At 43.0% G+C, this 26,999-nt stretch carries 22 protein-coding genes and 1 pseudogene; 9 read left to right on the plus strand and 14 right to left on the minus strand.

Going from position 1 to position 26,999, the window contains the following annotated elements; translation table 11 throughout:
- The 5 genes and pseudogenes from AACW06_RS07685 to AACW06_RS07705 form a co-directional block, all read right to left on the minus strand.
- Positions 1–328 (minus strand): annotated as a pseudogene (locus AACW06_RS07685) (IS1 family transposase); the annotation flags it as partial.
- Positions 329–409: 81 nt separating this feature from the next.
- Positions 410–952 (minus strand): GNAT family N-acetyltransferase, encoded by a 543-nt coding sequence (locus AACW06_RS07690; protein WP_192074625.1) that lies wholly within the window; start codon positions 950–952, stop codon positions 410–412.
- Positions 953–1,005: 53 nt separating this feature from the next.
- Positions 1,006–1,776 carry a peptidoglycan binding protein CsiV gene (locus tag AACW06_RS07695; RefSeq protein ID WP_192074687.1) on the minus strand — a complete coding sequence of 257 codons (771 nt, stop codon included), beginning with the start codon at positions 1,774–1,776 and terminating at the stop codon, positions 1,006–1,008.
- Between the two features lie 48 nt (positions 1,777–1,824).
- Positions 1,825–5,286 (minus strand): transcription-repair coupling factor, encoded by a 3,462-nt coding sequence (gene mfd / locus AACW06_RS07700; RefSeq protein WP_192074626.1) that lies wholly within the window; start codon positions 5,284–5,286, stop codon positions 1,825–1,827.
- A gap of 8 nt (positions 5,287–5,294) precedes the next feature.
- Complete coding sequence (locus AACW06_RS07705) at positions 5,295–5,864, minus strand: PilZ domain-containing protein (protein ID WP_192074627.1); 570 nt, start codon at positions 5,862–5,864, stop codon at positions 5,295–5,297.
- Between the two features lie 165 nt (positions 5,865–6,029).
- On the opposite strand from AACW06_RS07705, the gene lolC reads away from it, so the two are divergent.
- Genes lolC through lolE form a run of 3 tightly spaced genes read left to right on the plus strand, consistent with a single transcriptional unit; the run spans position 6,030 to position 9,162 of the window.
- Entirely contained in the window at positions 6,030–7,238 is a 1,209-nt protein-coding gene (lolC, locus tag AACW06_RS07710; RefSeq protein ID WP_192074628.1) for a lipoprotein-releasing ABC transporter permease subunit LolC, read from the plus strand.
- Positions 7,231–7,917 carry a lipoprotein-releasing ABC transporter ATP-binding protein LolD gene (gene lolD / locus AACW06_RS07715; protein ID WP_176246629.1) on the plus strand — a complete coding sequence of 229 codons (687 nt, stop codon included), beginning with the start codon at positions 7,231–7,233 and terminating at the stop codon, positions 7,915–7,917. The genes lolC and lolD overlap by 8 nt, the downstream gene beginning before the upstream one ends.
- Positions 7,918–9,162 (plus strand): lipoprotein-releasing ABC transporter permease subunit LolE, encoded by a 1,245-nt coding sequence (lolE, locus tag AACW06_RS07720; RefSeq protein ID WP_192074629.1) that lies wholly within the window; start codon positions 7,918–7,920, stop codon positions 9,160–9,162.
- 268 nt (positions 9,163–9,430) lie between these two features.
- On the opposite strand, the gene AACW06_RS07725 is transcribed toward lolE, so the two are convergent.
- Positions 9,431–9,940, minus strand: coding sequence for a DUF2062 domain-containing protein (locus AACW06_RS07725; RefSeq protein ID WP_172533430.1), 510 nt, complete (start codon positions 9,938–9,940; stop codon positions 9,431–9,433).
- Positions 9,941–9,946: 6 nt separating this feature from the next.
- On the opposite strand from AACW06_RS07725, the gene AACW06_RS07730 reads away from it, so the two are divergent.
- The 5 genes from AACW06_RS07730 to kdsB are packed head-to-tail and all read left to right on the plus strand — an operon-like array spanning position 9,947 to position 15,894.
- Positions 9,947–12,190 carry a DNA internalization-related competence protein ComEC/Rec2 gene (locus AACW06_RS07730; RefSeq protein WP_192074630.1) on the plus strand — a complete coding sequence of 748 codons (2,244 nt, stop codon included), beginning with the start codon at positions 9,947–9,949 and terminating at the stop codon, positions 12,188–12,190.
- A gap of 32 nt (positions 12,191–12,222) precedes the next feature.
- A complete protein-coding gene (gene msbA / locus AACW06_RS07735; RefSeq protein ID WP_192074631.1) occupies positions 12,223–13,971 on the plus strand; it encodes a lipid A ABC transporter ATP-binding protein/permease MsbA in 1,749 nt (582 codons plus the stop codon).
- A 3-nt stretch (positions 13,972–13,974) separates the two neighbouring features.
- Entirely contained in the window at positions 13,975–14,982 is a 1,008-nt protein-coding gene (gene lpxK, locus AACW06_RS07740; RefSeq protein WP_192074632.1) for a tetraacyldisaccharide 4'-kinase, read from the plus strand.
- Positions 14,963–15,142 carry a Trm112 family protein gene (locus AACW06_RS07745; RefSeq protein WP_192074633.1) on the plus strand — a complete coding sequence of 60 codons (180 nt, stop codon included), beginning with the start codon at positions 14,963–14,965 and terminating at the stop codon, positions 15,140–15,142. The genes lpxK and AACW06_RS07745 overlap by 20 nt, the downstream gene beginning before the upstream one ends.
- A complete protein-coding gene (gene kdsB / locus AACW06_RS07750; protein ID WP_192074634.1) occupies positions 15,142–15,894 on the plus strand; it encodes a 3-deoxy-manno-octulosonate cytidylyltransferase in 753 nt (250 codons plus the stop codon). Before AACW06_RS07745 ends, kdsB begins: the two co-directional genes overlap by 1 nt.
- A 55-nt stretch (positions 15,895–15,949) precedes the next feature.
- Here the strand turns inward: kdsB and AACW06_RS07755 are convergent, their stop codons facing one another.
- The 7 genes from AACW06_RS07755 to pflA form a co-directional block, all read right to left on the minus strand.
- A complete protein-coding gene (locus tag AACW06_RS07755; protein WP_192074635.1) occupies positions 15,950–16,471 on the minus strand; it encodes a cytochrome b in 522 nt (173 codons plus the stop codon).
- Positions 16,472–16,651: 180 nt separating this feature from the next.
- Positions 16,652–18,196 carry a SpoVR family protein gene (locus AACW06_RS07760; protein WP_192074636.1) on the minus strand — a complete coding sequence of 515 codons (1,545 nt, stop codon included), beginning with the start codon at positions 18,194–18,196 and terminating at the stop codon, positions 16,652–16,654.
- Between the two features lie 12 nt (positions 18,197–18,208).
- Complete coding sequence (locus AACW06_RS07765) at positions 18,209–19,480, minus strand: YeaH/YhbH family protein (protein WP_192074637.1); 1,272 nt, start codon at positions 19,478–19,480, stop codon at positions 18,209–18,211.
- An 83-nt stretch (positions 19,481–19,563) separates the two neighbouring features.
- On the minus strand, positions 19,564–21,498 hold the full coding sequence (locus AACW06_RS07770) for a PrkA family serine protein kinase (protein ID WP_192074638.1): 1,935 nt from the start codon (positions 21,496–21,498) through the stop codon (positions 19,564–19,566).
- A gap of 275 nt (positions 21,499–21,773) precedes the next feature.
- Complete coding sequence (locus AACW06_RS07775; protein WP_168522655.1) at positions 21,774–22,274, minus strand: YfbU family protein; 501 nt, start codon at positions 22,272–22,274, stop codon at positions 21,774–21,776.
- A gap of 121 nt (positions 22,275–22,395) precedes the next feature.
- Complete coding sequence (locus AACW06_RS07780; RefSeq protein WP_238336660.1) at positions 22,396–23,037, minus strand: energy-coupling factor ABC transporter permease; 642 nt, start codon at positions 23,035–23,037, stop codon at positions 22,396–22,398.
- 93 nt (positions 23,038–23,130) lie between these two features.
- Entirely contained in the window at positions 23,131–23,871 is a 741-nt protein-coding gene (gene pflA, locus AACW06_RS07785; protein WP_192074640.1) for a pyruvate formate lyase 1-activating protein, read from the minus strand.
- Between the two features lie 224 nt (positions 23,872–24,095).
- On the opposite strand from pflA, the gene AACW06_RS07790 reads away from it, so the two are divergent.
- Positions 24,096–25,976 carry a methyl-accepting chemotaxis protein gene (locus tag AACW06_RS07790; protein ID WP_192074641.1) on the plus strand — a complete coding sequence of 627 codons (1,881 nt, stop codon included), beginning with the start codon at positions 24,096–24,098 and terminating at the stop codon, positions 25,974–25,976.
- A 4-nt stretch (positions 25,977–25,980) separates the two neighbouring features.
- On the opposite strand, the gene AACW06_RS07795 is transcribed toward AACW06_RS07790, so the two are convergent.
- Positions 25,981–26,967 (minus strand): lipid A deacylase LpxR family protein, encoded by a 987-nt coding sequence (locus AACW06_RS07795; protein WP_192074642.1) that lies wholly within the window; start codon positions 26,965–26,967, stop codon positions 25,981–25,983.
- Between the last annotated feature and the right edge of the window lie 32 nt (positions 26,968–26,999).

The following is a 26,999-nucleotide window of genomic DNA, read 5'->3' on the forward strand; positions in this document are numbered from 1 at the left end:
TCATCAACTTCACAAATTAGAGTGATGTTTGCTCTATCGAAAGGTATTGAGGTTACTTGCCTTGGCGAGAGTTTTTTAAAGTGCTCAATACTGTGTTGTATGCGACATTCAATACTCGGGCGGTCTCTCTAACACCAGAGCTATTCATTGCCATATCTACAATCTTTTCTTTTACATCTGGCTTGCGGGCTTCGTAAACGTAATCGAGTTGAAAGCTCTTTCGACAGTCGAGACACCTGAAACGAGGAAAGCCAGAATGCCCCTTTCCATGCTTACGGACGGGTTCAGTTTTATTGCAGAAGCGACATTGAACTTGAATGGTAGCCATGAGTTAAAAACAATCAAAAATCAGGTGGCTATATTAACACATATCCACCGATTTGAGTCTCGACCCCAATTTGAAGTTGCATTAATTGGTGGGTATCACTGAAAAGACAATGCCATCTTTTGGTAAGCCATGAAACAGGAACCTGTTTTTTGCTAATGCTTCCATTTTAGCACCGCATGCCAACGCCAGTTGCTGACTTGGGAGGTTGTCCGGGTCACACACAATTTCTAGACGAGTTAATTCAAGCTTGCTGAAACAGAACTCAATTAGTGCATCCAACGCTTCTTTAGCATAGCCTTTACGCTGCTTTGCATCACTCATCCAATACCCTAAACTTGCCATGTTAAAGGTATGATAAAACTCGTTGACGGCGACCATTCCAATCAGTTGATCACTTTCCTTTAAATAAATCCCAAAACCTAATGCTTGTACTTTTACCCAGTTCAATCTTGTTGCGATCAAAAAGCGCTGCGCTTCATCAAGAGTAAAATGTGGGTGGCACCAGTCAATCCACTGATGAAGAGTTGGAGAGTGAGATACACAATCAGCTAACGATTGTGCTTCATCAACGGTGATCAGTTTCAGTTCGAGACGCTGTGTGATGATCTGAAAATCGGGACTCATAGCCAAAGTTCCAAGATAAAAAAACGCCCGAGTTCGGGCGTTATGAAGGAGAATTATTGTTCGACTCGACGGACTTGGATGATTATCCCCATTAATGGGTGATCTAGATAATGGGTTTCATTACTGCGCATACGACGCTTTTGGTCCATCCGATAGCTTTTCAAAAACTCTTCGATTTCTAACGTTGGCGAAACAGACTCTAAGTTGCCCACTTGTACTGCTGCATTTTTATCTTCTGGCGCGACATCAAGCTCTAAAGGAGAATCCTGTAGCGTTACCTCTCTCACACTAGGTTCTTTTAAGTCAATAGTCGTTTCTGCATAAAGATAATGTTGCACGTAGATCTGTAGTTTACCATCGAGTTCATAAAGTGGTTTGGCAATACTTTGCTCGACAACGCCATTGACTGGTGAATCTTCCTGCACGGACACTTTTTCACTACCATCAACATTAAATTTGGTTGAGTAATCTTTACCAGCTTGGATATGGAAAACGGGTGCTGAATTTCTACCTTGGTCACCTTGTCGCCAAGCGGTATGCAGCAGTACTTCAAAACCTGCGTGATTTTTCAATTTTTGCACTTGGTCATTCAATTGGTAATCTGAGAAAGGCAGCATTTTCACGCCTTTTTCTTGGCGATAGCTTTGGTCACTAAAGCTACCCGCACGCTCAACATTGATCTCAGGCAGAGAGTTAGGCCATGACTCGCTCACTTTCTCTGCATCAACCGCGCGCTTAAAAATGATCACTTCTATATCAAATTGTCTCGCCGCCAAACTTGGCATGGAGACAAGCAAGAGTAATAGGGGGATCAGTTTTTTCATCATAGCTCCATCATTTAGGTGCAAAGTTCAGTATAAAAGATTGGCCTTTTATACTCTTGGCATTAGGTTTTGTTGGAATTCACTGAGCATACTTGCCACAAACTGAATTCGTTCGCGTCTATCGACTAATGGTACAGCAAACTTAAACTTAGTGGGTCCTTCCATTGCAAATTTTTTCGGCTGAGATTGCAGTAGTTTAACTAAAAACATCGGGTTTATGTCAGCATCTGGATAGAACTCGATATAACCGCCTTTGTCATGCGCTTCTATTTTTTTGACTTTTAACACGGCAGCATCAATTTTAAGTTCAGCCACTGAAAGCAAGTTATTGGCAGCATCTGGTAGTTTACCGAAGCGGTCAATCAATTCCACTTTCAACTCAGCTAGCTCATCTCGGCTACTGACACTGGCGATCTGTTTGTACATGGATAGGCGAGTATTGACATCGGGAATGTAGTCGTCAGGAAGTAGGGCTGGCAGACGCATTTCGACTTCGGTTTGCTCACGAAGTAAGTCCTCAAGCGCTGGTTCTTTACCTTCTTTCAGTGCTTCTACCGCTTGCTCTAACATTTCCATGTAGAGCGTAAAACCAATCGACTGGATCTGACCGCTTTGTTCGTCACCTAACAGTTCACCTGCGCCACGAATTTCCAAGTCATGAGTCGCAAGCGTAAAGCCAGCACCTAGGTCTTCGAGTGAGGCAATCGCTTCTAAACGTTTAATTGCATCTTTTGTCATTGCTTTCGGGTGTGGTGTAAGCAAATATGCATAAGCTTGATGATGAGAACGTCCAACACGACCACGAAGTTGGTGTAACTGAGCGAGACCGAGATTATCGGCTCTATCCATAATGATGGTATTAGCGGTTGGTACATCAATACCAGTTTCAATGATGGTGGTACACACTAATAAGTTAAAGCGTTGGTGATAAAAGTCATTCATCACTTTTTCGAGTTCTCGTTCGCGCATTTGTCCATGAGCAATGGTGATGCGAGCCTCGGGGACCAGTTTTTCTAAGTCTGCGGCTACTTTTTCAATGGTCTCAACTTGATTGTGTAGGAAGTAGACTTGACCGCCACGCATGATTTCACGCAGTACAGCTTCACGTATTGTGCTGTCATCGCTTTGTCGAACAAAGGTTTTAATCGCTAAACGTCGAGCGGGTGGTGTCGCAATGATGGAGAGATCTCGCATACCGCTCATCGCCATGTTTAACGTGCGAGGTATCGGTGTGGCGGTAAGCGTGAGGATATCAACATCGGCTCGCATTGCTTTGACTTTCTCTTTTTGTCTCACCCCAAAGCGGTGCTCTTCATCGACAACCAGTAAGCCGAGGTCTTTAAACTTCAGCTCACTCGATAACAATTTATGTGTACCGACTAAAATGTCTACTTTACCTTCTGCGACATCAAGTAGAATTTGCTTTTGCTCCTTGACGGATTTAAAGCGAGAGAGTACTTCGACTCGGATCGGTAAGTTAGCAAAACGGTCACGGAAGTTTTCAAAATGCTGTTGGGCCAGCAAGGTTGTCGGGACTAATACTGCGACCTGTTTACTGTTGTCGGTACATACGAACGCTGCGCGCATTGCTACTTCGGTTTTACCAAAACCAACATCCCCACAAACTAGACGGTCCATGGCTTTCTTCTGACACATATCGGAGAGAACCGCATTGATCGCCATGTTTTGGTCTTCGGTTTCTTCAAATGGGAAGCCCGCTTTAAATGTTGCGTATTGCCCGCGATCCAACGCGAATTTGTAACCCGGTTTGAGTTCTCGCTTGGCATAAACATCAAGCAACTCTGCCGCGACATCGCGCACTTTTTCCGCTGCTTTTCGCCTTGCCTTGGTCCATGCTTCACCGCCCAGTTTATGCAGTGGTGCACTATCTTCAGCGCCACCGGAGTAGCGGCTGATAAGATTTAAAGAGGCAACAGGTACGTACAGTTTGGCATCATTTTGGTATTCAAGAGTGACGAATTCAGTCACCATGCCGCCAGCTTCAAGGGTTTGTAGCCCCAAATAGCGACCGATGCCGTGATCAATATGCACAACGGGCTGGCCGGGTTTTAGCTCTGCTAGGTTACGAATAACTGCGTCACTGTTGGTGACTTTACGGTCTTTCTTACGGCGAAGAATGACTCGATCGCCCAATAAATCGCTTTCGCAAATTAAGGCAAGTTTGGCGTCATCATAGATGAAACCGTGTTCAGCTGCGCCGAGCACTAAACAAATTTTCTCTTTCGCAGTACATGCTTCTTGAAAGCTGGATTTTTCAACTGGGCGAAGTTTAATGCGTTGTAACAGTTCTAATAATGCTTCTCGGCGACCCTCGGATTCGACAGAAAAAACGATTTTTCCATTAAACGTTTCACTAAATTGGCGAATGGCCGCCAGTGGTTCTTTGTTTTTATGTTGAACCGCTACTTCAGGTAAGGTCGACACTGGTAGGTTGATGCGACCAGGCTTTTCTGCAATAGGGCCTGTACTCAGTTGTACTTGAGCAACTCCTTTAAATAAGCTGAATAATTCGTCTTTTTTGAGCCACAGTTCGTTGGGGGGCAGCAATGGACGTAATGGGTCAATTTTGCGTTGATCATAGCGATACTCAACGTCAGTCAAAAAATGATCGATGGCCTCTTCGATATTGCCTATGGTGATCAATTGGCTTTGTGGGTCAATATAATCAAATAAGGTTTCTGTGTGCTCAAAGAAAAGTGGTTGCCAATATTCAATGCCGGCAGGCCAAGTTCCCTTAGTGACTTGCATATATACCGATTCGGGCTCACGGCGGGCATCAAAGCGTTGACGCCAGCGGATGCGGAAATCCTCAATGGCACCTTCGGTGGTAGGAAATTCATGTGCGGGTAGTAGACGAATTTCCTCGATTTCTTCAATTGAGCGTTGGTTCTCTGGGTCGAAAGTTCGAATCGTATCGATTTCATCATCAAAAAAATCGATACGATAAGGATCATGACTGCCCATAGGGAATAGGTCGAGAATGGAACCACGACTGGCATACTCACCAGGGCCAAAGACTTGATCGACATGTCTATAGCCGGAATTCTCTAATTGAATACGTAATTTTTCTAACGAAAACTGGTCACCGGTTTTGACCATCAAGGTATGCTGGAGCAAAAACTCACGAGGCGTTTGACGCTGTAACAGAGTACTGACCGGAACGATGGTGATACCTGTTTTCAAGCTGGGCAGTTGATAAAGCCTTGCTATACGGTCAGAAATAATTTCTTGGTGTGGAGAAAAATTGTCATAGGGCAGTGTTTCCCAATCAGGAAATAAAGCGACTTCGGCTTGGCTAAATTGTTCAATTTCTTGCAACAGTTTTAGCGCCGTTTGCGGGTCGGGCACGGCCAATAAAGTATGGCTTGGGTGCTGGTTAGCAAGCTCGGCGATTGCTAGAGCTAAGCTAGCGCCTTGTAAGTTGCCAATGTGTTTTTTGTCTCCAGCACCTGTTGGTTTAACCAGAGAAAGTATCGATTGTGTAGTCATGATAACGCTTATGGTTTATTTCGCTCTAAGGAGCGTTGGCGTAGCAATTTCTGCTGTTGGTAAAGTGCCGCTTTAATTAACAAGTCTTGATCGGTATCTCGTAGCAGATCGTACTTCATCGTGATGAGATATTGTTCGTGTTCTAATCGACAATCTGTGACCGAACTATAGCAATAAATGGCGGCAGGTGGATGGTCCAAAAACAGTTTAACTCTTGCTTTGCTGCCGATATTTAATGGGGCCGTGGTCATAAATGAAAACTGACTGGCACCAAAGGTTGTCGTGGTGAAGCGAGTTGCTGGGTTGTCTTGCTGAGACAACATAAAGGTGAGCAACAAATTTAGCTTTGAATTCTGAGTTTCAAGTAATTGAATGACGTTCTTGAAATCGTTGTTTTTTAGCTCTAAGCGAGCGCTTTCATTGAGCTGGTCAAGATGGCTAAATTCGCTCGCCACAATAAATGGCGCAGGAATCTCGGCTTCAAAAATAGGCTGAGGAGGTAGCGAAAATGTGTCATCTAAAGGTTCAATATTGGTGGTTAATCCATAATGAACGGTAAAAAATTCTTGGTTGGTCATATAGGCTTCCTTCTCATCGCTCTGTTGATTATCGTCATACCGGCGAACTAATCAAGGTATGTCCTTGTTATCGGGTTGAATTAACACATTATTGGCAAATTAATGCTACAACCTTGAATCGTTTATCGTTACAGTATCGAGTATCACTTTTAGGCGGTTTTCCATATGTTTCATCCAATTTCGACGTTTATCGGCTTACGCTATTTACGTGGGCGTTCCGGCGATAGGTTCAGTCGATTTGTCTCTTATATGTCCACAGCTGGGATCACGATTGGAGTGATGTCATTAGTGACGGTGCTCTCAGTCATGAATGGTTTTGAATCTCAACTCAAAAGCCGGATTTTAGGCGTGCTGCCACAAGCAGTGGTTTCACAGCAAGGCGATAAAACGGCTTTAACCTCAGCGGCCCCCGATTTCATCAATAAACTATCAACTGCAAGACCAGTAGAACCGATTGTTCGCAGTGAGGCGGTGATTCAAAGTACTTCCCAGCTTGCGGCTGGTCTGTTGATTGGCATAGAACCAAACCAAGATGATCCGATAAAAGCGTATTTAATTGCCGGTAAAGTGGATAAGCTCAAGCAAGGTGATTATCAAGTTTTTCTTGGTCATACCCTCGCGCGCTCTTTGAACGTGTCGCTAGGCGATAAGGTACGCTTGATGGTGACCAGTGCCAGCCAGTTTACGCCATTGGGACGTATTCCTGCGCAGCGTAATTTTACCGTTGCAGGGATATTTAATACTGGCTCTGATGTTGATGGGCAGTTAATGCTAACCCACATTCAAGATGCGGCACGCTTGCTGCGTTTACCTGCCAATACGGTTTCTGGTTGGCGACTATTTTTTGATGATCCTTTCGTTGTGGCTGATTTATCAAATGCTCCATTACCTACAGGTTGGGAGTGGAGCGATTGGCGCGATCAGCGAGGCGAGTTGTTTCAAGCTGTACGCATGGAAAAAAACATGATGGGCTTAATGCTTGGGCTGATCATCGGTGTGGCTGCATTTAACATTATTTCAGCGTTGATCATGGTGGTGATGGAAAAACAAGCCGAAGTGGCAATACTCAAAACTCAAGGCATGAGTGATAAGCAGATACTCGCCATTTTTATGGTGCAAGGTGCCAGTAGTGGTGTAATTGGTGCTCTTGCTGGTGGACTACTGGGGGTGTTACTGGCCAAGAACCTCAATGCGTTACTTGAAACTCTGGGGGTTGCTCTGTTTTCAGTCGGTGGAACACTGCCTGTCGAAATTAATCCTATACAAATATTGGTGGTGGTCATTTTAGCCATCGGTTTAAGTCTATTGGCTACGCTTTTCCCTTCCTATCGCGCGTCATCCGTAAAACCCGCAGAGGCTTTAAGATATGAATAACCTTTTACAATGTCACAATGTCTGCAAAACCTACCAAGAAGGTGAGCTACAAACTCAAGTGTTAAAAGGGGTTAGCTTCAATATTCAAGCGGGAGAGTTAGTGTCAATTATTGGGACTTCTGGCTCAGGGAAAAGTACTTTATTACATATTCTTGGAGCGTTGGATGATGCTTCGCAAGGTTCGGTGTCATTTCTTGGGCAGGATTTATCGGCGCTAAGTTCGAACAAACAAGCCAAGATTCGTAACCAACATTTAGGTTTTGTGTATCAGTTTCATCACCTGCTTGCTGACTTTACTGCTCTAGAAAATGTAGCTATGCCTTTATTGATTGGTGGTCAGAAAACCTCTATAGCGAAACAAGCAGCCAAGGCGTTGCTCGAAAAAGTCGGTTTAGGGCATCGACTCTCTCATCGTCCTTCTGAATTATCTGGAGGAGAACGCCAACGTGTTGCAATTGCTCGTGCATTGGTTAATCAGCCTGATTTAGTATTGGCTGACGAACCGACAGGGAATCTTGATCATAAAACAGCATTATCGATTTATGATTTGATGCGCCAAATGAACCAAGAATTTGGTACGGCATTCTTAGTTGTCACGCATGATAGTGAGCTTGCTGAAAAAATGGACAGAAAGATGCACATGCAAGATGGCTTATTGATTGATGTGGAGGAGTCGTAAGTGCTGCCTTCTCTCTCTTTATTGATCGGCCGCCGTTTTAGCCGCGCTAAGCAACGCAACAAGATGGTGTCATTTATCTCACTTTCCTCAACTATTGGTATTGCGGTTGGGGTGGCGGTAATCATTATTGGTTTGTCAGCAATGAATGGCTTTGAGCGAGAGTTACAAAACCGCGTGTTATCGGTGATCTCGCATGGTGAATTTGAAGGTGTACAAAAACCAATAACTCAGTGGCAATTGTTGATCAAAAAAGCCGTTCAACACCCTCAAGTTGAAGCGGGGGCGCCTTATGTCAAATTTACCGCCTTGGCGGAAAAAGGGCAGCAGTTAAAGGCGATAGAAGTACGAGGCATTGATCCACAAATGGAGCGAGCGGTATCAAGTTTGTCACAATTTGTCTCTAATGGAGCATGGCAGCAGTTCAAGGCCGGACAGCAGCAAGTTATTCTAGGGAAAGGCGTAGCAGATAAGTTAGGGGCTAAAGTCGGTGACTATGTCACGTTAATGATTCCATCTCCTAATGCTTCAAGTAAAGTTCAGGCCCCTAAACGGGTTCGCGTCAAGGTATCAGGGTTGCTTGAACTTAATGGGCAAATTGACCATAGCCTTGCCCTTATTCCATTAGAAGATGCTCAGTCCTACGCGAAGTTGGGTAGTGGCGTGACCGGGGTGTCCATTAAGGTTTCACAAGTATTAAATGCCACGCAGATCGTCAGAGAAGTGGGCAGCACGTTAAATGAATATGTTTATTTACGTAGTTGGCAGCAAAAATTTGGCTTTCTATATCGAGATATTCAATTGGTCAGAACCATTATGTATTTGGTGATGGTGCTAGTGATTGGTGTTGCAAGCTTTAATATTGTGTCCACCTTAATGATGGCCGTTAAAGACAGAGCTGCAGAAATAGCGATTTTGCGAACTATGGGGGCAACGGATGGTTTGGTTAAACGTATTTTTGTTTGGCAGGGCGTTTTTTCTGGGGTGTTAGGTAGCGTGGTTGGTGGCATGGTCGGTGTGCTTGTTGCCTTAAATTTAACTTCACTAATCAAAGGATTGGAGTCATTGATCGGCCATCAATTTTTGTCTGGTGATATTTATTTTGTTGATTTTCTTCCATCTCAAGTCAGCATGATGGATGTTGCGCTTGTTTCGTCTACGGCCATTGTTTTGAGTTTGCTTGCGACTTGGTACCCTGCCTCGCGGGCAAGCAAATTAAACCCTGCATCGGTTCTTAGTGCCAAGTAAAAAGAAGTTAGGATGAGCTTATTTATTACGATAGTTCTATACCCTTCTGACTTGAAGTTGCAGCGGTGTTGGCTACGTTCGCTTACCCTAATCACATAGTTTATCTATGCTCATGGGGATGAACTCACTTGTCGCCTACCTGTAACTTCAAGTGGTTTGGGCATACCATCCAAACCAATAAAAAAGGACCGATAAGGTCCTTTTTCAGTTTTCAACGACATGTTTTTGCAACATGAGTGCTTGGTTGCTCAAAAGTAGCGAAGATAAACTAACGAGTTTGGCGCTTTTGCCAACTTCTTACGACAGAATATCGCCATAAACCACGGATACCAAAGTAGCCAATAATCGAAGACAGGACGCCACAAATTAGGCAGCCCAAAACGAACGGAGGCCCAATAGTGTGCATTTGCTGCACGATGAAGTGCCATGAAAGCTCAAAGTGGAAAGGTTGTGGCGGTACGTGCATAACCCATGCGCCCAGTTTATACGCGAAATAAAACAGCACGGGCATAGTGATAGGGTTACTTATCCAGACTAGTGCCACGGCCAATGGAAGGTTGACACCACATGCAATGGCAAGGCCTGCTGACATAATCATTTGACTAGGAAGTGGAACAAACGCCATGAATAAACCTACGGCAAAAGCCCCCGCCGCCGAACGACGGTTAAGGCACCATAAATTGGGGTTGTACAGTACATTGCCAAAAACTTTTAGTGCTTTCTGACGCTTGATTAATTCATGGTCAGGCATAAAACGTTTTATGAATTTTCTTGGCATTAAAAAATGACTCTCATATCGAATTATTGGACGCTGGCTTCGTTCTCGCTAACCATTATCTCCGCTTCCTATTGGCCATTAATGCCAGACTGGAAATGGGCAATTCCTTTCATTCTCACTTTTATACTCTCTACGGGGTCTAAAAAGCTACGATTATTATCGGGAATTTCTGTAGCACTGCTAGTCATTTTTACTAACGGAAACTTACTGCACGAGCAATCAAATACTATTTTTCAGGCAGGGCCGAATATTATCATAAATGCCGAAGTTGACAGTCTTTTTAGACAAATAAGTTACGGTTATGAGGGTACAGTTTCGATTAGATCAATGAGTGGCCAAGTTTTGAGCGCATTCCTACAGCCTAAAGTTCGTTTGGTTGCCCCCTTACCTTTAATGATAGGCGATAAAGTACAATTTTCCGTGATGGTTAAACCTGTCTTCGGGCGTTTAAATGAAGCCGGATTTGATCTTGAATCTTATTATCTTAGTCAAGGTATTGTGGCTCGAGCAAGTGTGATTGCTAATACATCGTACTATGTCGAATCCTTATCTGGTCTGCGTATGGAGTGGTATCAGCAAATTAGAGCATGGTTAGAAAATGCGCCTAACCAAGGCATTTTATTGGCTTTAACATTTGGTGAAAGAGGTGATATATCAGCGTCTCAGTGGCAAGCGTTGAGAGACAGTGGATTAATTCACCTAATTGCTATTTCCGGTTTGCATATCGGTATTGCGTTTGGTTTTGGCTACAGTCTTGGTCTATTTTTGATGCGATTGCACTGTCGCATGCTATGGGCTCCTTTCGTGATAGGGAGTTTGTGTGCTTTGTTTTATGCTTGGCTTGCAGGGTTTACTATACCGACACAGCGCGCATTGGTGATGTGCTTACTTAACGTAGCGATAGTCGCGTTCAATGTGCGAATCAATACACTGCAAAGATTGCTGATTACTTTGTCTGTTGTGCTATTTATTGATCCATTTGCCAGTTTATCTAGCAGCTTCTGGATGTCATTTGCGGCCATCAGTGTCGTTTTTTATCAATTATCTTTGCCCACTAAACCTCGGCCTTTATTGCTACGTTTGGTAGTGATGCAAGTCGGGCTAATTTTCTGTATGTCTCCGGTCACGGCTTATTTTTTTGGTGGCGTCAGTGTCAGTGCGGCGCTCTATAACTTGCTTTTTATCCCTTGGTTCAGTTTTGTGGTTGTGCCTGCCATATTTGTTGCATTGTTCTTTACTGCACTTGGCGCTGATTTTGCGGCGACATTGTGGCTTTGGTTAAGTAAGCTTCTTGTTCCGGTTGACTGGTTTACTTCTTTCGCTGGTGTAAGTTGGATAACGATTTCTTCAGATACGCTTACGTTGCTTTGTGCTTTATTGGTCATATTGATCTTTTCACCGCTGATGTCCGTTTTTACTCGAGGGATCAGTTGTCTAATAATGATCGCTTACTGGGTGAACATCCCACCCCCTTCAGCTTGGAAAGTTGATGTGCTAGACGTTGGTCATGGTTTAGCTGTGCTGATTGAAAAGGGTGGGCATTATGTACTTTATGATACGGGATCGAGTTGGCAAGGTGGGGATCATATTCAGTCTACGGTAAGTCCTATTCTCACAAAACGCGGTGTCGAGCAATTAGATGGTTTGATTTTAAGCCATATGGATAACGACCACGCAGGTGGCCGAACGGAAGTTGAACGTGTCTGGCAACCAAGTTGGAAACGAGCAAGTCAATCATTGCTTGATTATCAGCGTTGTGTTGCTGGTGAAACCTGGCAATGGCAGCAGCTCAATTTTGCTGTGGTTTGGCCGCCAAACCTCGCTAAGCGAGCCTATAATCCACATTCGTGCGTTGTTCGTGTTTTTGACCAAAACACGGGTTTTTCAGTACTGCTACCCGGTGATGTTGATGCTATTAGTGAATGGTTACTGGCGCGCACTAGCGAAGATTTACACAGTACGGTGATGCTCGTACCCCACCATGGCAGCCGAACATCATCTATTGACGCATTGATAAAAAAAGTACAACCCGAGCTCGTGATTGCTTCATTAGCAAAAGGCAACCGCTGGCAATTGCCTTCGCCAATGGTTGTCGAACGGTATCGAAAAAACGGAGCTCAATGGCTAGATACTGGTGATGCGGGACAAATCAGCATCACTATTATTGATGAGCAATACTATGTAAATAGTTTACGTTTATCTCACTCACAGCCATGGTATAGGCAGATGCTACGTAACAAGGTAGAATGAGCGTAATTTTTTCATAAGAACAAAGCACTTCTATGTCACAACATACTGACGAAACTACTTGGCAAACGTTTAAACGACTCTGGACTTATATCCGCCTCTATAAATCAGGTTTGGCTGTTGCTGTAGTGGCATTGATAATCAACGCAGTTTCAGATACTTACATGGTTTCTTTGTTAAAACCGTTGCTTGATGATGGTTTTGGTAATGCTGAATCAGACTTTCTGCGAATTTTGCCCTTTATTATTTTAGGGATGATGGCGATACGAGGTCTGAGTGGGTTTGTTTCGTCTTATTGCTTAAGCTGGGTGTCGGGCAATGTTGTAATGCAAATGCGCCGCAAGATTTTCAACCAGTTTATGCATATGCCTGTTAGCTTCTTTGATAAAGAGTCTACGGGAGGGTTGCTGTCTCGAATTACTTATGATTCAGAACAGGTAGCAGGAGCTACCAGCCGCGCTTTAGTTAGTATTGTACGAGAAGGTGCAAGTATTATTGGCCTGTTAACTTTAATGTTTTGGAATAGTTGGCAGTTATCATTGGTACTTATTGTTGTTGCTCCAGTAGTTGCAATGGGAATTAGCGTCGTTTCTAAACGTTTTCGCAAGATTTCTAAGGGTATGCAAACCACTATGGGACATGTCACGTCGTCTGCAGAACAGATGCTGAAAGGGCATAAAGTCGTGCTTAGTTACGGTGGTCAGAAAGTAGAGAGTAAACGCTTTGACAATGTTAGTAACAGCATGCGTCAGCAAACAATGAAGCTTGTAGCTGCGCAGTCTATTGCGGATCCTATCATTCAAATGATTGCCTCTTTAGCTTTAGTGACAGTGCTCTTTTTGGCCAGCGTTGATTCGATTCGTGCTGACTTAACACCTGGCACTTTTACGGTCGTATTCTCTGCGATGTTTGGTTTAATGCGCCCACTAAAAGCCTTAACCAGTGTGACTTCTGATTTCCAACGTGGTATGGCAGCAAGCCAAACGCTGTTTGCTCTTATTGATTTAGAAACTGAACGTGATAGCGGCACATTTGAAACCGATAAAGTGCGTGGTGATATCAAGGTTGAAGATGTAACGTTTACCTATCAAGGTAACGAAAAACCTGCATTATCGAATGTCAATTTCACTGTCCCTGCCGGTAAAACCATTGCTTTAGTTGGACGTTCAGGTTCAGGGAAAAGTACCATCGCGAGCTTGTTTACTCGCTTCTATGATGTGGATTCTGGTGCTATTTATCTTGATGAACATGATATTCGAGATTATAAACTGAAGAATTTACGTACCCACTTTGCGCTCGTTTCGCAAAATGTTCATCTATTCAATGACACAATTGCCAATAATATCGCTTATGCCGCGGAAGGTGAGTATAGCCGTGAACAAATTGAACATGCTGCGAAGTTAGCGCATGCCATGGAGTTTGTTCAGACTATGCCTAATGGTTTGGATACCATGATTGGTGAAAATGGTGCGAGTTTGTCAGGTGGTCAAAGACAGCGTATTGCCATTGCGCGCGCACTGCTACGTGATGCACCAGTACTGATTTTAGACGAGGCGACATCGGCGTTGGATACTGAATCAGAACGAGCAATTCAGGCAGCATTAGAAGAGTTACAAAAAAATAAAACCGTACTGGTGATTGCCCACCGCCTTTCTACTATTGAAGAAGCCGACGAAATTTTGGTGGTTGATGACGGTGAGATCATTGAGCGGGGTCATCATGCAGAATTGATTGCTAAAGATGGTGCTTATGCACAGTTACACCGAATTCAATTTGGTGACTAAGTGGTGATTGAGAAAATCTGGTTTGAAAATCATCCATTAAAATATCTATTGTGGCCATTGTTATGGCCGCTCAGTTTGCTTTTTGGTGTGATCAGTCAGTCACGCAAGCAGGCGTTTACACTTGGAAAGAAAGAGAGCTTTCGTGCTCCAGTCCCAGTGGTTGTAGTCGGCAATATTACTGCTGGTGGGAATGGAAAAACACCGGTGGTGATTTGGCTAGTAGAAGCTTTACAAAAACAAGGTTTTAAGCCGGGCGTTGTTTCTCGGGGGTATGGTGGGAAGTCGCCATTTTATCCTCTTGTCCTCAATGACAACACGCCTACAGCTCATAGTGGTGATGAACCAAAGCTGATTTATCGTCGAACTGGGGCTCCGGTTGCTGTAGCCCCAATTCGCTCCGATGCCGTAAAGGCCTTGCTGCCATTAGGTGTTGATGTGATTATCACTGACGATGGGCTTCAGCATTATGCTCTGCAACGTGATATTGAGTTTGTCGTTGTGGACGGAGTGCGCCGTTTTGGTAATCAGCAGCTTATCCCGCTTGGGCCATTAAGAGAACCTGTCACTCGTTTAACCGACGTTGATTTTATTGTAACAAATGGTGGTCAGGCACAACGTGGTGAGATTGCGATGCATTTATCCCCAAGCTTAGCTGTCAATCTTGTTAGTGGTGAGAAAGTTCCTGTAAGCCAACTTGAAGATCTCGTCGCTTTTGCGGGGATCGGTCATCCCCCTCGTTTTTTTGATACTTTAGATAAATTAGGAGCAAAACCTATCGTCGCTCAAGGTTTTGCGGATCACCAAGACTTTAAACCGTCAGAGTTAGCGGCGCTTGCAAAAAAAGGTGCAAACGTCATTATGACTGAAAAAGATGCTGTTAAATGCGCGGGATTTGCCAAAGAAAATTGGTGGTATCTTCCGGTTTCTGCTCAATTTGACGCACAAGATGAACAGCGTATTTTGGATAAAATAATAGAGGTAATGAAGCCATATGGATCACCGTCTGCTTGAAATCGTTGCTTGCCCTGTATGCAAAGGGAAGCTGATTTATGATAAAGAAAATCAAGAGCTTATTTGTAAGCTTGATCGCTTAGCTTACCCGATCAAAGAAGGCATTCCAGTGCTTCTTGAACCGGAAGCTCGCAGCATGACGATGGAAGAGGGACGATAATGTCGTTCACGGTTGTCATTCCTGCACGTTATCAATCGACTCGTTTACCGGGAAAACCACTGGCTGATATTGGTGGTAAACCGATGATTGAGTGGGTTTATGAACAAGCAAAACAAGCCGGAGCCGATCGTGTGGTTGTTGCAACCGACGATGTGCGTGTAGAACAAGCGGTACAAGCTTTTGGCGGCGAGGTGTGTATGACGTCACCGAACCATGAATCAGGCACGGAACGTTTGGCTGAAGTGGTTAAACTGATGGGCATCGCCGATGATCACATCATCGTCAATGTACAAGGTGACGAACCTCTTATCCCACCAAGTATCATTCAGCAGGTTGCGCATAATTTAGCGAATAGCACAGCACCGATGGCGACTCTGGCCGTCGAAATTGCCGATGAAGCTGAAGTGTTTAATCCCAATGCAGTCAAAGTCATCACTGATAAAGAGGGCTACGCACTCTATTTTAGCCGTGCAACGATTCCTTGGGATCGCGACAACTTTGCTTTTGCTCAAAAACAGATTATGCAGCCATTGCTTCGCCATATTGGCATTTATGCTTATCGAGCTGGTTTCATTAATACTTATATTAATTGGCAACCAAGCATGCTTGAGAAAATAGAATGTTTAGAGCAGCTACGTGTGCTTTGGTATGGTGAAAAGATTCATGTTGATGTGGCAAAAGAATCACCACCAGCAGGGGTTGATACACCGGAAGACTTAGAGTTGGTTCGCGTCATTGTGAGCCAGAGGTAGAAAAAGGAGCAAGTTGCTCCTTTTTTGTGTCTGCTATTAGCTATCGTCCCGATGGCTAGTTAAGTTTAATTCGTGACATAGTTTGATCTTTCATAATAAAGTGGTGGTAGAGTGCTGCTGCTATATGACCCCCAATAACCGTTAACACCAAAATTTGCATCACTTCGCCATGAGCCGCCTTCCCTATATCGTAAAGCCATTCGTTTTTATCAATGATTGATGGAATAGCGTCACCAGCTATTGTGAGTTCTCGTCCTTTACCGGCAAAGCGTAGATAACCACTAACTGGCACCAACAAAGTGATCAAATAAAGAATGACGTGCACAGCGCGGAGCAGCGTTTTCATAATACCATCGTCATAGACAGGGACAGGAGCCTGTGTAGCGAATTTTACCGCTAAGCGAGCAAGAGTGAGCGCAAATACACTTACCCCAAACCACGCATGTAAATTAAGCCAAAATACGCGCATTTCGCTACCTTTGTCGGCAACGGAACGTAGTGAGTCACTTAAAAATAGCGAAGCAAACAGTAAAGCAATCATCCAGTGGATTACGATGATGATTTTGTTGTATTTCATAAAAACATCCATATAAAAGTTAGTGTCTTTATTTAAGTAAAATCATGATGAACTAAATGTGAACGACATTGTAATAAATTATTACTTTTCTCTGGGTGAGTGACTTGGGAGATGGCTGAAAAGTAAAAGCGTACAGAGCATAAGGTTTCTGTACGCTTTTAATATAACGATTGGAGATGGCTAGATTCGGGTATCGTAATCTCCGCGTTGAGGGCAAGTGGTCAGAATTTCTCTGCGTCCTGTTTCTTTTACTTCTTCTAAAATGACATCAAATCCCCACAAACGGTAAAGATGTTTCATGACTTCTTCATAGCTTGGGTCTAGTGGAATACGCTCATGAGGGACATGTTGAAGAGTGAGCGAACGGTCACCTCGTACATCAACATTAAATACTTGGATGTTCGGTTCTAAATTACTCAGGTTGTACTGTGCAGCAAGCTTTTCTCGTATTGCGTGATATCCCGAGTCATTATGAATGGCGCTCACTTCAATAAAATTTTTTCTGTCATCATCTAACACAGCAAATAGTTTGAAATCGCGCATTAACTTCGGTGATAAATATTGGCTGATAAAGCTTTCGTCTTTAAAGTTTTGCATCGCAAAATGAACGGCATCTAGCCAATCTGTTCCTGCCAGTTCAGGAAACCACTCTTTATCTTCGTCTGTGGGTTCTTCACAAATACGTTTAATATCGCGAAACATAGCAAACCCGAGAGCATAAGGGTTTATACCACTGAAATATGGGCTGTTGTAGGAAGGTTGAGCGACAACGCTAGTGTGACTGTGAAGAAACTCGAGAATAAATTTCTCAGAGACCAAACCTTCGTCATAGAGATGATTTAAAATAGTGTAATGCCAGAACGTTGCCCAACCTTCGTTCATCACTTGAGTTTGTTTTTGCGGATAAAAGTACTGACTTATCTTACGCACAATTCGTACGATTTCACGCTGCCAAGGTTCGAGTAACGGTGCGTGTTTTTCAATGAAGTAAAGAATATTTTCTTGAGGCTCGCTAGGAAATCGAACTTTAAAGTCTTCTTCTTTGGTTTTCGCTTTAGGAACGGTTCGCCAGAGTTCATTAACTTGCGATTGCAAATAGGCTTCACGCTCTTCTTGTCGCACTTTTTCTTCAGCAATGGATATTTTTTCTGGACGTTTATAGCGGTCGACTCCGTAGTTCATTAATGCATGGCAAGAGTCTACGAGAGACTCGACTTCTGACACGCCGTATTTCTCTTCACATTGTGTGATGTAGTTTTTCGCAAATAGCAGATAGTCGATAATAGAGCTGGCATCCGTCCAGGTTTGAAACAGATAGTTACCTTTGAAGAAAGAGTTATGTCCATAACAAGCGTGCGCCATAACTAATGCTTGCATGGTGACAGTATTTTCTTCCATAAGGTAGGCGATACATGGGTCGGAGTTAATTACAATTTCATACGCTAGACCCATTTGACCATGCTTGTAGCCTTGCTCGGTTTGAATGAATTTTTTACCAAACGACCAGTGGTTGTAGTTGATCGGCATACCAATACTTGAGTAGGCATCCATCATCTGTTCTGAGGTGATCACCTCGATTTGGTTAGGGTAGGTATCTAGCCGATAGAACTCAGCGACACGGCGAATTTCTGTGTGGTACTGTTCTAAAATTTCAAATGTCCAGTCGGGCCCATCTAGTAGCATTTTGTTTTTATGCTTGGCCGCCCCTTTAGTTTTTGTCGTCATTAGCACGCCTCCCTAAGCTGTTTCCTTTTGGAATAGCTCCCTAAACACAGGAAATATGTCATCCACGGTGCGAATATTTTTAATGGCAAAATTGCCAAATGATGGCTGTAATTTTTCGTATTCGTGCCACAAGGTTTGATGTGAGCGACGAGTAATTTCGATATAGGCGTAATACTGGCAACAAGGCAGTAGTTGAGTTGTGAGTAATTCCTTACAACGTGGTGAATCGTCTGCCCAGTTGTCGCCGTCTGATGCTTGCGCTGCATAAATATTCCATTCCCCTAGTGGGTAACGCTGCTCAATAATTTCATTCATCAATTTGAGTGCACTAGAAACAATGGTACCGCCCGTTTCTTGCGAGTAGAAGAACTCATGTTCGTCGACTTCTTTTGCTTGAGTGTGATGGCGGATAAAGACTACTTCCACATTCTCATAGGTACGAGTGAGGAATAGGTATAACAGTACGTAAAAACGTTTTGCTATGTCTTTCGTAGCCTGATCCATTGACCCTGAAACATCCATCAAGCAAAACATTACCGCTTGGCTTGATGGAACCGGACGCTTTTCATAGTTTTTGAATCGTAAATCGAAGGTGTCAATAAACGGGACACTTTCGATTTTTTTCCGCAGTTCCTCTATTTCTTGTTTGAGTCTTTTTTCCTCTAACATTTGTGCGGGTTCGGTATGTTGAATACGTAATAACTCATCTTCGAGCTCTGTCATCAAACGGCGTTTGCCCGCTGTCATTGCGGTGCGCCGAGCTAGAGATTGTTGTAGTGAGCGGACAATGGCGATATTGGAAGCTGACCCTGCCGTTTTGTAACCAGACCGGTGCATTTTCCATTCAGTAATCTTGTTGATTTGATTCTTTTCTAAGTTGGGTAGTTCAAGGTCTTCAAACAAAATATCGAGATATTCGTCTTTTGATATTTGGAAAATAAATTCATCTTGACCTTCACCGCTGTCACTTGCATCTCCTTCGCCTGAACCTCCTCCTTGAGCACCACCTTTTGGACGTTCAATTTTATCTCCAGTGATAAATTGATCATTACCTGGGTGGACTCGTTCTCTTAAGCCGCCTTTGCCTTGATGAAAGACTGGCTCTTTAATATCGTGATTAGGTATTGATACGTCTTCGCCTGATTCCGTATTGGTAATGGAACGGCGATTGACAGCATCTGCAACAGATTCTTTGATCTGCTCTTTATGACGGCGTAAAAAGCGTTGTCGATTGACCGCACTTTTGTTTTTACCGTTCAATCTTCTGTCGATGAATTGCGCCATGAGTATCCCCTTGAAAACATCTCCCGTATGTTAACCATAGAACTTATGGTTAACATACAGTTACGGATTTGGGCCTGCTGAAGTTAAGAGGACTTACGTACGCGTAAATACCATTCAGACAACAGCCTTACTTGTTTCTCCGTGTAACCTTTTTCCATCATACGAGCGACAAAATCATCGTGTTTTTTCTGATCATCTGAAGACGTTTTGGTATTAAAGGAGATCACAGGAAGCAGTTCCTCTGTATTGGAGAACATTTTTTTCTCAATAACCGTGCGCAATTTTTCGTAGCTTGTCCAAACTGGGTTCTTACCATTGTTGTTGGCTTTCGCACGCAGTACAAAGTTTACGATTTCATTACGGAAATCTTTGGGGTTACTGATACCGGCTGTTTTTTCGATTTTCTCTAGTTCATTGTTGAGAGAGGAACGGTCAAATAACTGACCTGTTTCTGGATCTCGGTATTCTTGATCTTGAATCCAGAAGTCGGCATAGGTGACGTAACGGTCAAAGATATTTTGTCCATACTCAGAATAGGATTCTAAATAGGCGGTTTGAATTTCTTTGCCAATAAACTCGACATAACGTGGGACTAAGTAGCCTTTTAAAAACTCGAGGTAACGTTCAGCGGTTTCTTGTGGAAACTGTTCTCGTTCAATTTGCTGTTCAATGACGTAGAACAAATGCACAGGGTTAGCGGCCACTTCCGTTTGGTCAAAGTTAAATACGCGCGATAAAATTTTGAACGCAAAACGAGTTGATAGTCCTGACATGCCTTCGTCGACACCCGCATAGTCACGGTATTCTTGATAGCTTTTCGCTTTAGGATCAGTATCTTTGAGCGTTTCTCCATCATAAACTCGCATTTTAGAAAATAGAGAAGAATTCTCTGGTACTTTTAAGCGAGATAAAATACTGAACTGACTCAAGAGATCTAGTGTGCTTGGTGAACAAGGAGCCTTGGATAGTTCGCTGTGTTCGAGCAGTTTTTGGTAGATCTTAACTTCTTCTGAAACGCGCAAGCAATAAGGTACTTTCACAATATATACACGGTCGAGGAAGGCTTCATTGTTCTTGTTGTTTCTAAATGTTTGCCATTCAGATTCATTTGAGTGAGCGAGGATCATGCCATCGAATGGCAATGCAGATAGACCTTCCGTACCGTTATAGTTACCCTCTTGGGTTGCGGTTAATAGTGGGTGTAGCACCTTCAACGGTGCTTTGAACATTTCTACAAACTCCATGACACCCTGGTTGGCTTTACATAACGCGCCAGAGTAGCTGTAGGCGTCGGGGTCATCCTGCGAGAAATGTTCCAATTTTCGGATATCAACTTTACCGACGAGCGATGAAATATCTTGGTTGTTTTCATCTCCAGGTTCAGTTTTGGCAACGGCTATTTGGTCTAGAATCGATGGCTTTACTTTAACCACTTTGAATTTGGAAATATCGCCACCAAATTCATGCAGACGTTTCGCTGCCCACGGTGACATGATTGAACGCAGATAACGTTTTTCGATGCCATATTCCTGTTTGAGAAGTTCGCCATCTTCGTTGACATCAAACAAGCAGAATGGATGGTCGTTGACAGGGCTGCGTGCGCCATCAGCAGATAAAACATAGATAGGCATTTGTTGGATTAAAACTTTCAGCTTTTCTGCAAGTGAAGATTTACCACCGCCAACAGGGCCAAGTAAATAGAGAATCTGTTTACGTTCTTCTAAACCTTGAGCGGCATGTTTTAAGTAAGAGACAATCTGCTCGATGGCTTCTTCCATGCCGTAAAAATCTTCAAAAGTTTTGTAGCGTGAAATGACTCGGTTTGAAAAAATACGACTAAGACGTGGGTGCTTAGCTGTATCAATTAGTTCTGGTTCACCTATCGCCATTAAGAGACGTTCAGCAGCATTGGCATAAGCACTTTTATCTTCTTTACATAGTGCTAGAAACTCTTGCAGTGAAAGCTCTTCATCCTTGGCTGCCTCGTAGCGTGCCTGAAAGTGGTCAAAAATACTCATAATGAATTCCCCTCTGAAAACTGTCTAACTGACAACACCGCTTAAAAACACAATTCCTTTACCACATAAGGTTAGTTCTACTTTGGCAATTTTGCTTAACAATTATGTATTTATTTATAATTCGTGATGTAAATAGCGAGTCTGAGGCCAAGATATTTACTTCATGAATATCAAAGGCTCTATGCATAAGACGAACGTTAGATTTAATTGTTGGAAGGGGTAAATACGCAAAAAGGCGCATTTATGCGCCTTTAAAATAAAACTTTTGGTGAGCCTTAAGCGTTGAAGATCTGCTTAAACTCAGCGGCTGATAGATGATATTGACGTGGGCAGTTACGCCAAGTTGTTAACATACGACGATATTTATCGAGCATTGGCATCTGGCTATTGAAATGGTGATCAGCTTTATCGAACTGCGTATACAAACCTTCAGAATCAACTAGGAAGCGTACGTAATGAACTAGTTGAGCTTCTCTTGCGATATCGAAACCTAAGAACTGAAGGCGACGTTGATCGACCTCTTTTCCATCGCAATCTGCAAGCATCTTGTGTGACTCTTGCATGGCATGATACATCTCCAAGATATCAATAACTTCGCGACATTCAGCTTCGGTCAGACAACCAAATTCTTTGTTTAGCTCTCTCATTTGTAATTCGTAGCCGCGTTCAATAATGGTTTGCAGACGTTTGTATTTATTCGCGTTGTTGGGATCCATCTGCGACATCAAAAAATATTGGTTTGAAAGAATCAAGCGTTGAGCATTGGTCATTTCCATGGAGTTGGCCTCACTAAATTTAATGTTTTATTTTGATGGACTAAGGTTAACAGGAATTATCGATAATGAAACATGATCTCAACACGGATTCAATATGGTTAGTGTAAAAGATAACCATTTTTTACTCACTTTTATGTAAGTGATTATAGATATAAGCACGGTCTGAAAATACTCTTAACCACTCTGGTTTAAATACGGATAGGATGGCCAGTGACATGCCATTTAACAGCCCCTCTGGAAAGGCTAATAGTGGAACAAAGATGAGATAATTGTCCTTGATGACTTGCCAGTCATAGTGGCCCAACATCAATTGATAAGCGGTATTTATGGCAAGATGTAGGCTTCCTGTCATGGCTCCATTAAAAAAACCTGCGATAAAAATGAAGACAAAAATGTTGCGTGGAAAGTAGTGATAGCTCAAGGCAAATATGCTGTAACTGAGCAAAATTGGGATTAGGGATGATAGCAGCAGGTATTCGGGAATATCGAAGAAAGCTAATTTTCCAACAACCGCGAGAGCAAATGTCACCGGAATTGTCATGATAAAGGCGCATCGCCAACCATACATCATGGTTAATGTTGTTAGGCCTAGAAAGTGAATATGCAGCCCGTCTTTGATACCGGCTTGTGCAGACCACAAAAGAAATAGAGCAAAAATCACAAAATAAGTAAGGTGCTGAAAAGATTTGTCTGAAAGAAATTTCGGGCCAAATACATGCTGTACATCATAGATGGCTGTTAAACTTGCAGTCAGTACGATCAATAGCGTTGCTAATTCTTCTAGCTGCAAAATAAACTTCCTATAAAAATACCAGCATTAAGCTGGTATTTTTTACGAAATAACGGTGATTTTAAATCAATATTTTACGTTTGAGTGATACAGCTCAAGGATCGATACGATTTTATCCATGGTTTCTTTCGAAGGTGGATTCACTCCCTCAAGTGGGTATTCCAGACCCATGGCTTCCCACTTATGAGCGCCAAGTTTGTGATAAGGTAGCAGCTCAATTTTTTCAATGTTATCCATATCTTTAATGAAATCACCCAACATATGAGCGGCTTCATCATCATCGGTGTAGCCTGGAACAATGACGTAGCGAAGCCAGGTTTTTTTGCCAATAGTGTGCAAGTAGCGAGCAAAGTCAAGGGTCCGTCTATTGGATACACCAATGAAGTCGTGGTGTATCTCATCTTTCATGTGTTTGATATCCAACATCACTAGGTCGGTAGCATCAAGTACTTCGTCAATAACATCGGTATGTTTGCGAATATAGCCATTGGTATCAAGGCATGTATGAATGCTTTCCGCTTGCGCAGCTCTAAATAAATCTCTGACGAATTCCGGCTGAAGCATGGCTTCACCACCTGAACAGGTGATACCGCCACCAGAGGCATTCATAAAGTTGCGATAAGATTTTGCTTCGTTGATGATCTCTTCGACGGAGACTTCTTTGCCGCCATGCGTATCCCATGTATCACGGTTATGGCAATACATACAGCGCATTAAGCAACCCTGCATAAAAACAATGAAGCGGATTCCGGGGCCATCGACAGTGCCACAAGATTCGAAGGAATGAATACGACCAGTTGTTGACATGAGCTCATCTCGAATAGGTAATTTAACCACTATTTTATTACAAATAGTGGGGATTAAATAGAGCCAGCGAGAAATGTGGACTTGAAAATAGTTCTATAGTTGAAAAACATCGCTCCTAACTCTGCATTCTGTTATAGAATTGTTATGAATAATATTTTTATAACAATAACTTTAATAGACCTTATGGTTGAATTTAACGCCGCGCTGTTAGTAAGGAATGCCTTATGGGTACGCTTAATTTTTCTCAAAAACAAAAAATAACGTTATTTATCGTTATATTATGCATCGGATTTCTTTCGCTCGGATTTTATACTTCGCAAAGCTTGTCTGCTATGAATGAGCAGAATCAACGTAGTAGTGAGATAGCATCGGGTTCTCTAAAAATCTACAGCACTCAAGCTAGTTTGCTATCTCTTGCTTCTGAGCTTAACGATTTGAATGGTAATCAAGTCTCATCTGCGCTCGAAAAACTGAATCAACTACTGAAAGATGTGGAGAGTAATGCCCGTTTTCTAGAGTTATCAAAATTACGCCAAGAAGGCACCTTGTTAAAGGGAGCGGTAACTCAATTTGATGCCGCTTTACGTCCTTGGTTAGAGTTGAAGTCTGAGCTAGGATTTAATGTCGACGAGGGTAAGCTCGGTGAGTTGAAGCGTTTAGCAGCGACTATTGAGAAAAAAATCGAAGAAACCGGCATGGTGACTATTAACTCTGATTTTCAGGTGATGGTCAAAGCACAACAAAACTACCTACTACAGCCTAATGAGCAGAATTTAAAGTTATTCAATCGCTCCATGGCTGGGTTCAAAAATGTCTCGAACTCATATGCCATGCTTGATCTTTACGAACAAGAATTAGACCAGTTCAAAGATACTTTTTTACGTGTTAGTCAGCTTTCTCAACAGGTTGGGGTGATGGAAGGTAATCTTATCTTGAGCGAAAACCAAGCGAAAAAGGTCATCCAAGATATATCAACTAAATTAGCCTCATTAAGTCTTCAATATCAGCAATCGGCTCGTAAATCGGCAGCCCAAACCCAGTGGTCGGTGCTGGGGGCTTGCGCAGTTTTGGCTGTTTTGACTATCTCTATTTTTGTCACGTTGAATCTTTCATTGACTCGTTCATTAACTCAAACCATTCAAGTATTGAAAAGCATTTCTCAAGGTGATTTGTCGCAACGGATGCTGGTTACAACAAACTCTAAGGATGAATTTAATCAACTGGCGATAGCCATTAATCAAAGTTGCGAGAATCTTGGGCAATTAGTTAGCGGTGTTCAGCAAAACAGTGATGCGCTATCGGATAACGCTGCTGAGCTCAACATGGGCTTAGATAACTTAGCCAATAATCAATCAGATGTAATAGAGCAAACTCAGCTATTGGCGTCTGCCACAGAAGAAGTGAGTGTGACTACCCAGGAAGTCTCGAACTCATTAGAGTTTGTTGCTGATATTAGTAAATCGTCGATGCAAACGGCAGAAGAAGGGGGGCAGGTTATTTCTGCCGCTATTAATTCGTTAAAAGATGTAGGGCAAATTTTGAGTGCAGCCGCAGGACATATTCATCAATTAGAAGAAGCTTCTGCTAAAGTTGATTCGGTGACGGATATTATTAATGGAATTGCTGAGCAAACCAATTTGTTGGCACTTAACGCTGCTATCGAAGCAGCAAGAGCTGGTGAACAAGGCCGTGGTTTTGCCGTAGTGGCTGATGAAGTGAGAAGTTTAGCGGTAAGAACGGTTGACGCAGTTGCTGAAATTTCAGATACGATTGAAACAATGAAAAAAGAAAGTTCAGAAGTGATCAACTATATCAGCCAATCAGAGCAATCTATGTTGAGTGGTCAAGAGAAAGGCAATGCCGCGATACAGGCTATTTCACAAATCACCCAAAAAGCGGATGACGCGGCTCACCAAACAGAAGCAATCTTTGCTTCTATTCGCGAACTGGCCACGACGAGTCATTCCATGGCCGATAGTATGACTCAAATATCTAGCGCGATGAAATCACTTGAGGAAAATAATGAGCAGCTCAGAGCAACGAGTCAAATTGTTGATAAACGCTCTAGCAGCTTAAATGCAGACTGCCAGAGGTTTACAATCTAACCGATCAGAAGAAGGCAAAAAATGAAAGGCTGCCCACACCGTGGATGGAATTTTTGTCTTCTTCGTATTCAGAGGTATTTGCAGTAAAAGACAAACTGGCACCAAAGTGTTTTATGTACCATGCAGCGCCCGCGACTGCTGTTGCCTGGACATGCTCTACATTGACTTGGTAGTACTGTGGGTCATATTCTAGGCCATTTAGAGGTCTATCCCCTTCAATAGTCACATCATTAAAACGGTATCGGCCTTCGAGTCCTGCAAACAAAAACCATCCAGAATTTGAAGCGCCTATCATCCCTGAATAAAAAGGGTTTTCTGCATTAATTTGTGCACTACCAAAATTGTTAGCAAGGTCTGCCCCCCAACGCATCATAAAACCAGTGGATACATCACTGCGAAAATTACCAACATTGGCTTCTGAAACATTTGAAAACTCCAGTTCCGTGCCGAAGTAGCTGCGATAGCGTGCCAGTTTGAAATGCGAAAGGTATCCAACACTGCCAGCGACTTGATCTTCGACTTGATATGCCCAGCCATTAGGATCATCGGATTTAGTGATCCCATGAACTATTTTCTGAGCCTTTTCGGAAAGAGAAGACTCGCCTGTTGTACCGAGGGTGAGATTAAACCGAGATGCTTGTTGAGGATGCAGACTGATGTAATTGAATTCAGCATAAAGAAAACCAGCATAGGGGCGTTCATTCGGTTCTGGTTTTTCGAGAGTGATATCTGAAGGTGTCCACATTTTGTTAGCGATGCTGATTTCCCACTTATCCAGAGAAGAGGCGCCCCATGCAGATAGGCTGAGCGGCTTTGCCCACCAATAAGGTGTAATGGATCCAGAGGTATAGGTTAAAAATAAGCCATTGGTGTAGTCGCGATCGACGCCAAATACACCGTCGTTATCTATGTTTAGAGAGAGTGTAGAGTTTTGCGACGCGAAAGCTGAAGCACTCAGCAAAGCTAAAGGTAATATGTAAAATAACTTCATACAAATACTGTCGAATGGAGATTAAGCTAAAT

The sequence above is a fragment of the Vibrio sp. S12_S33 genome, assembly GCF_963889785.1.
GTDB classification, from domain to species: Bacteria; Pseudomonadota; Gammaproteobacteria; order Enterobacterales; family Vibrionaceae; genus Vibrio; species Vibrio aestuarianus.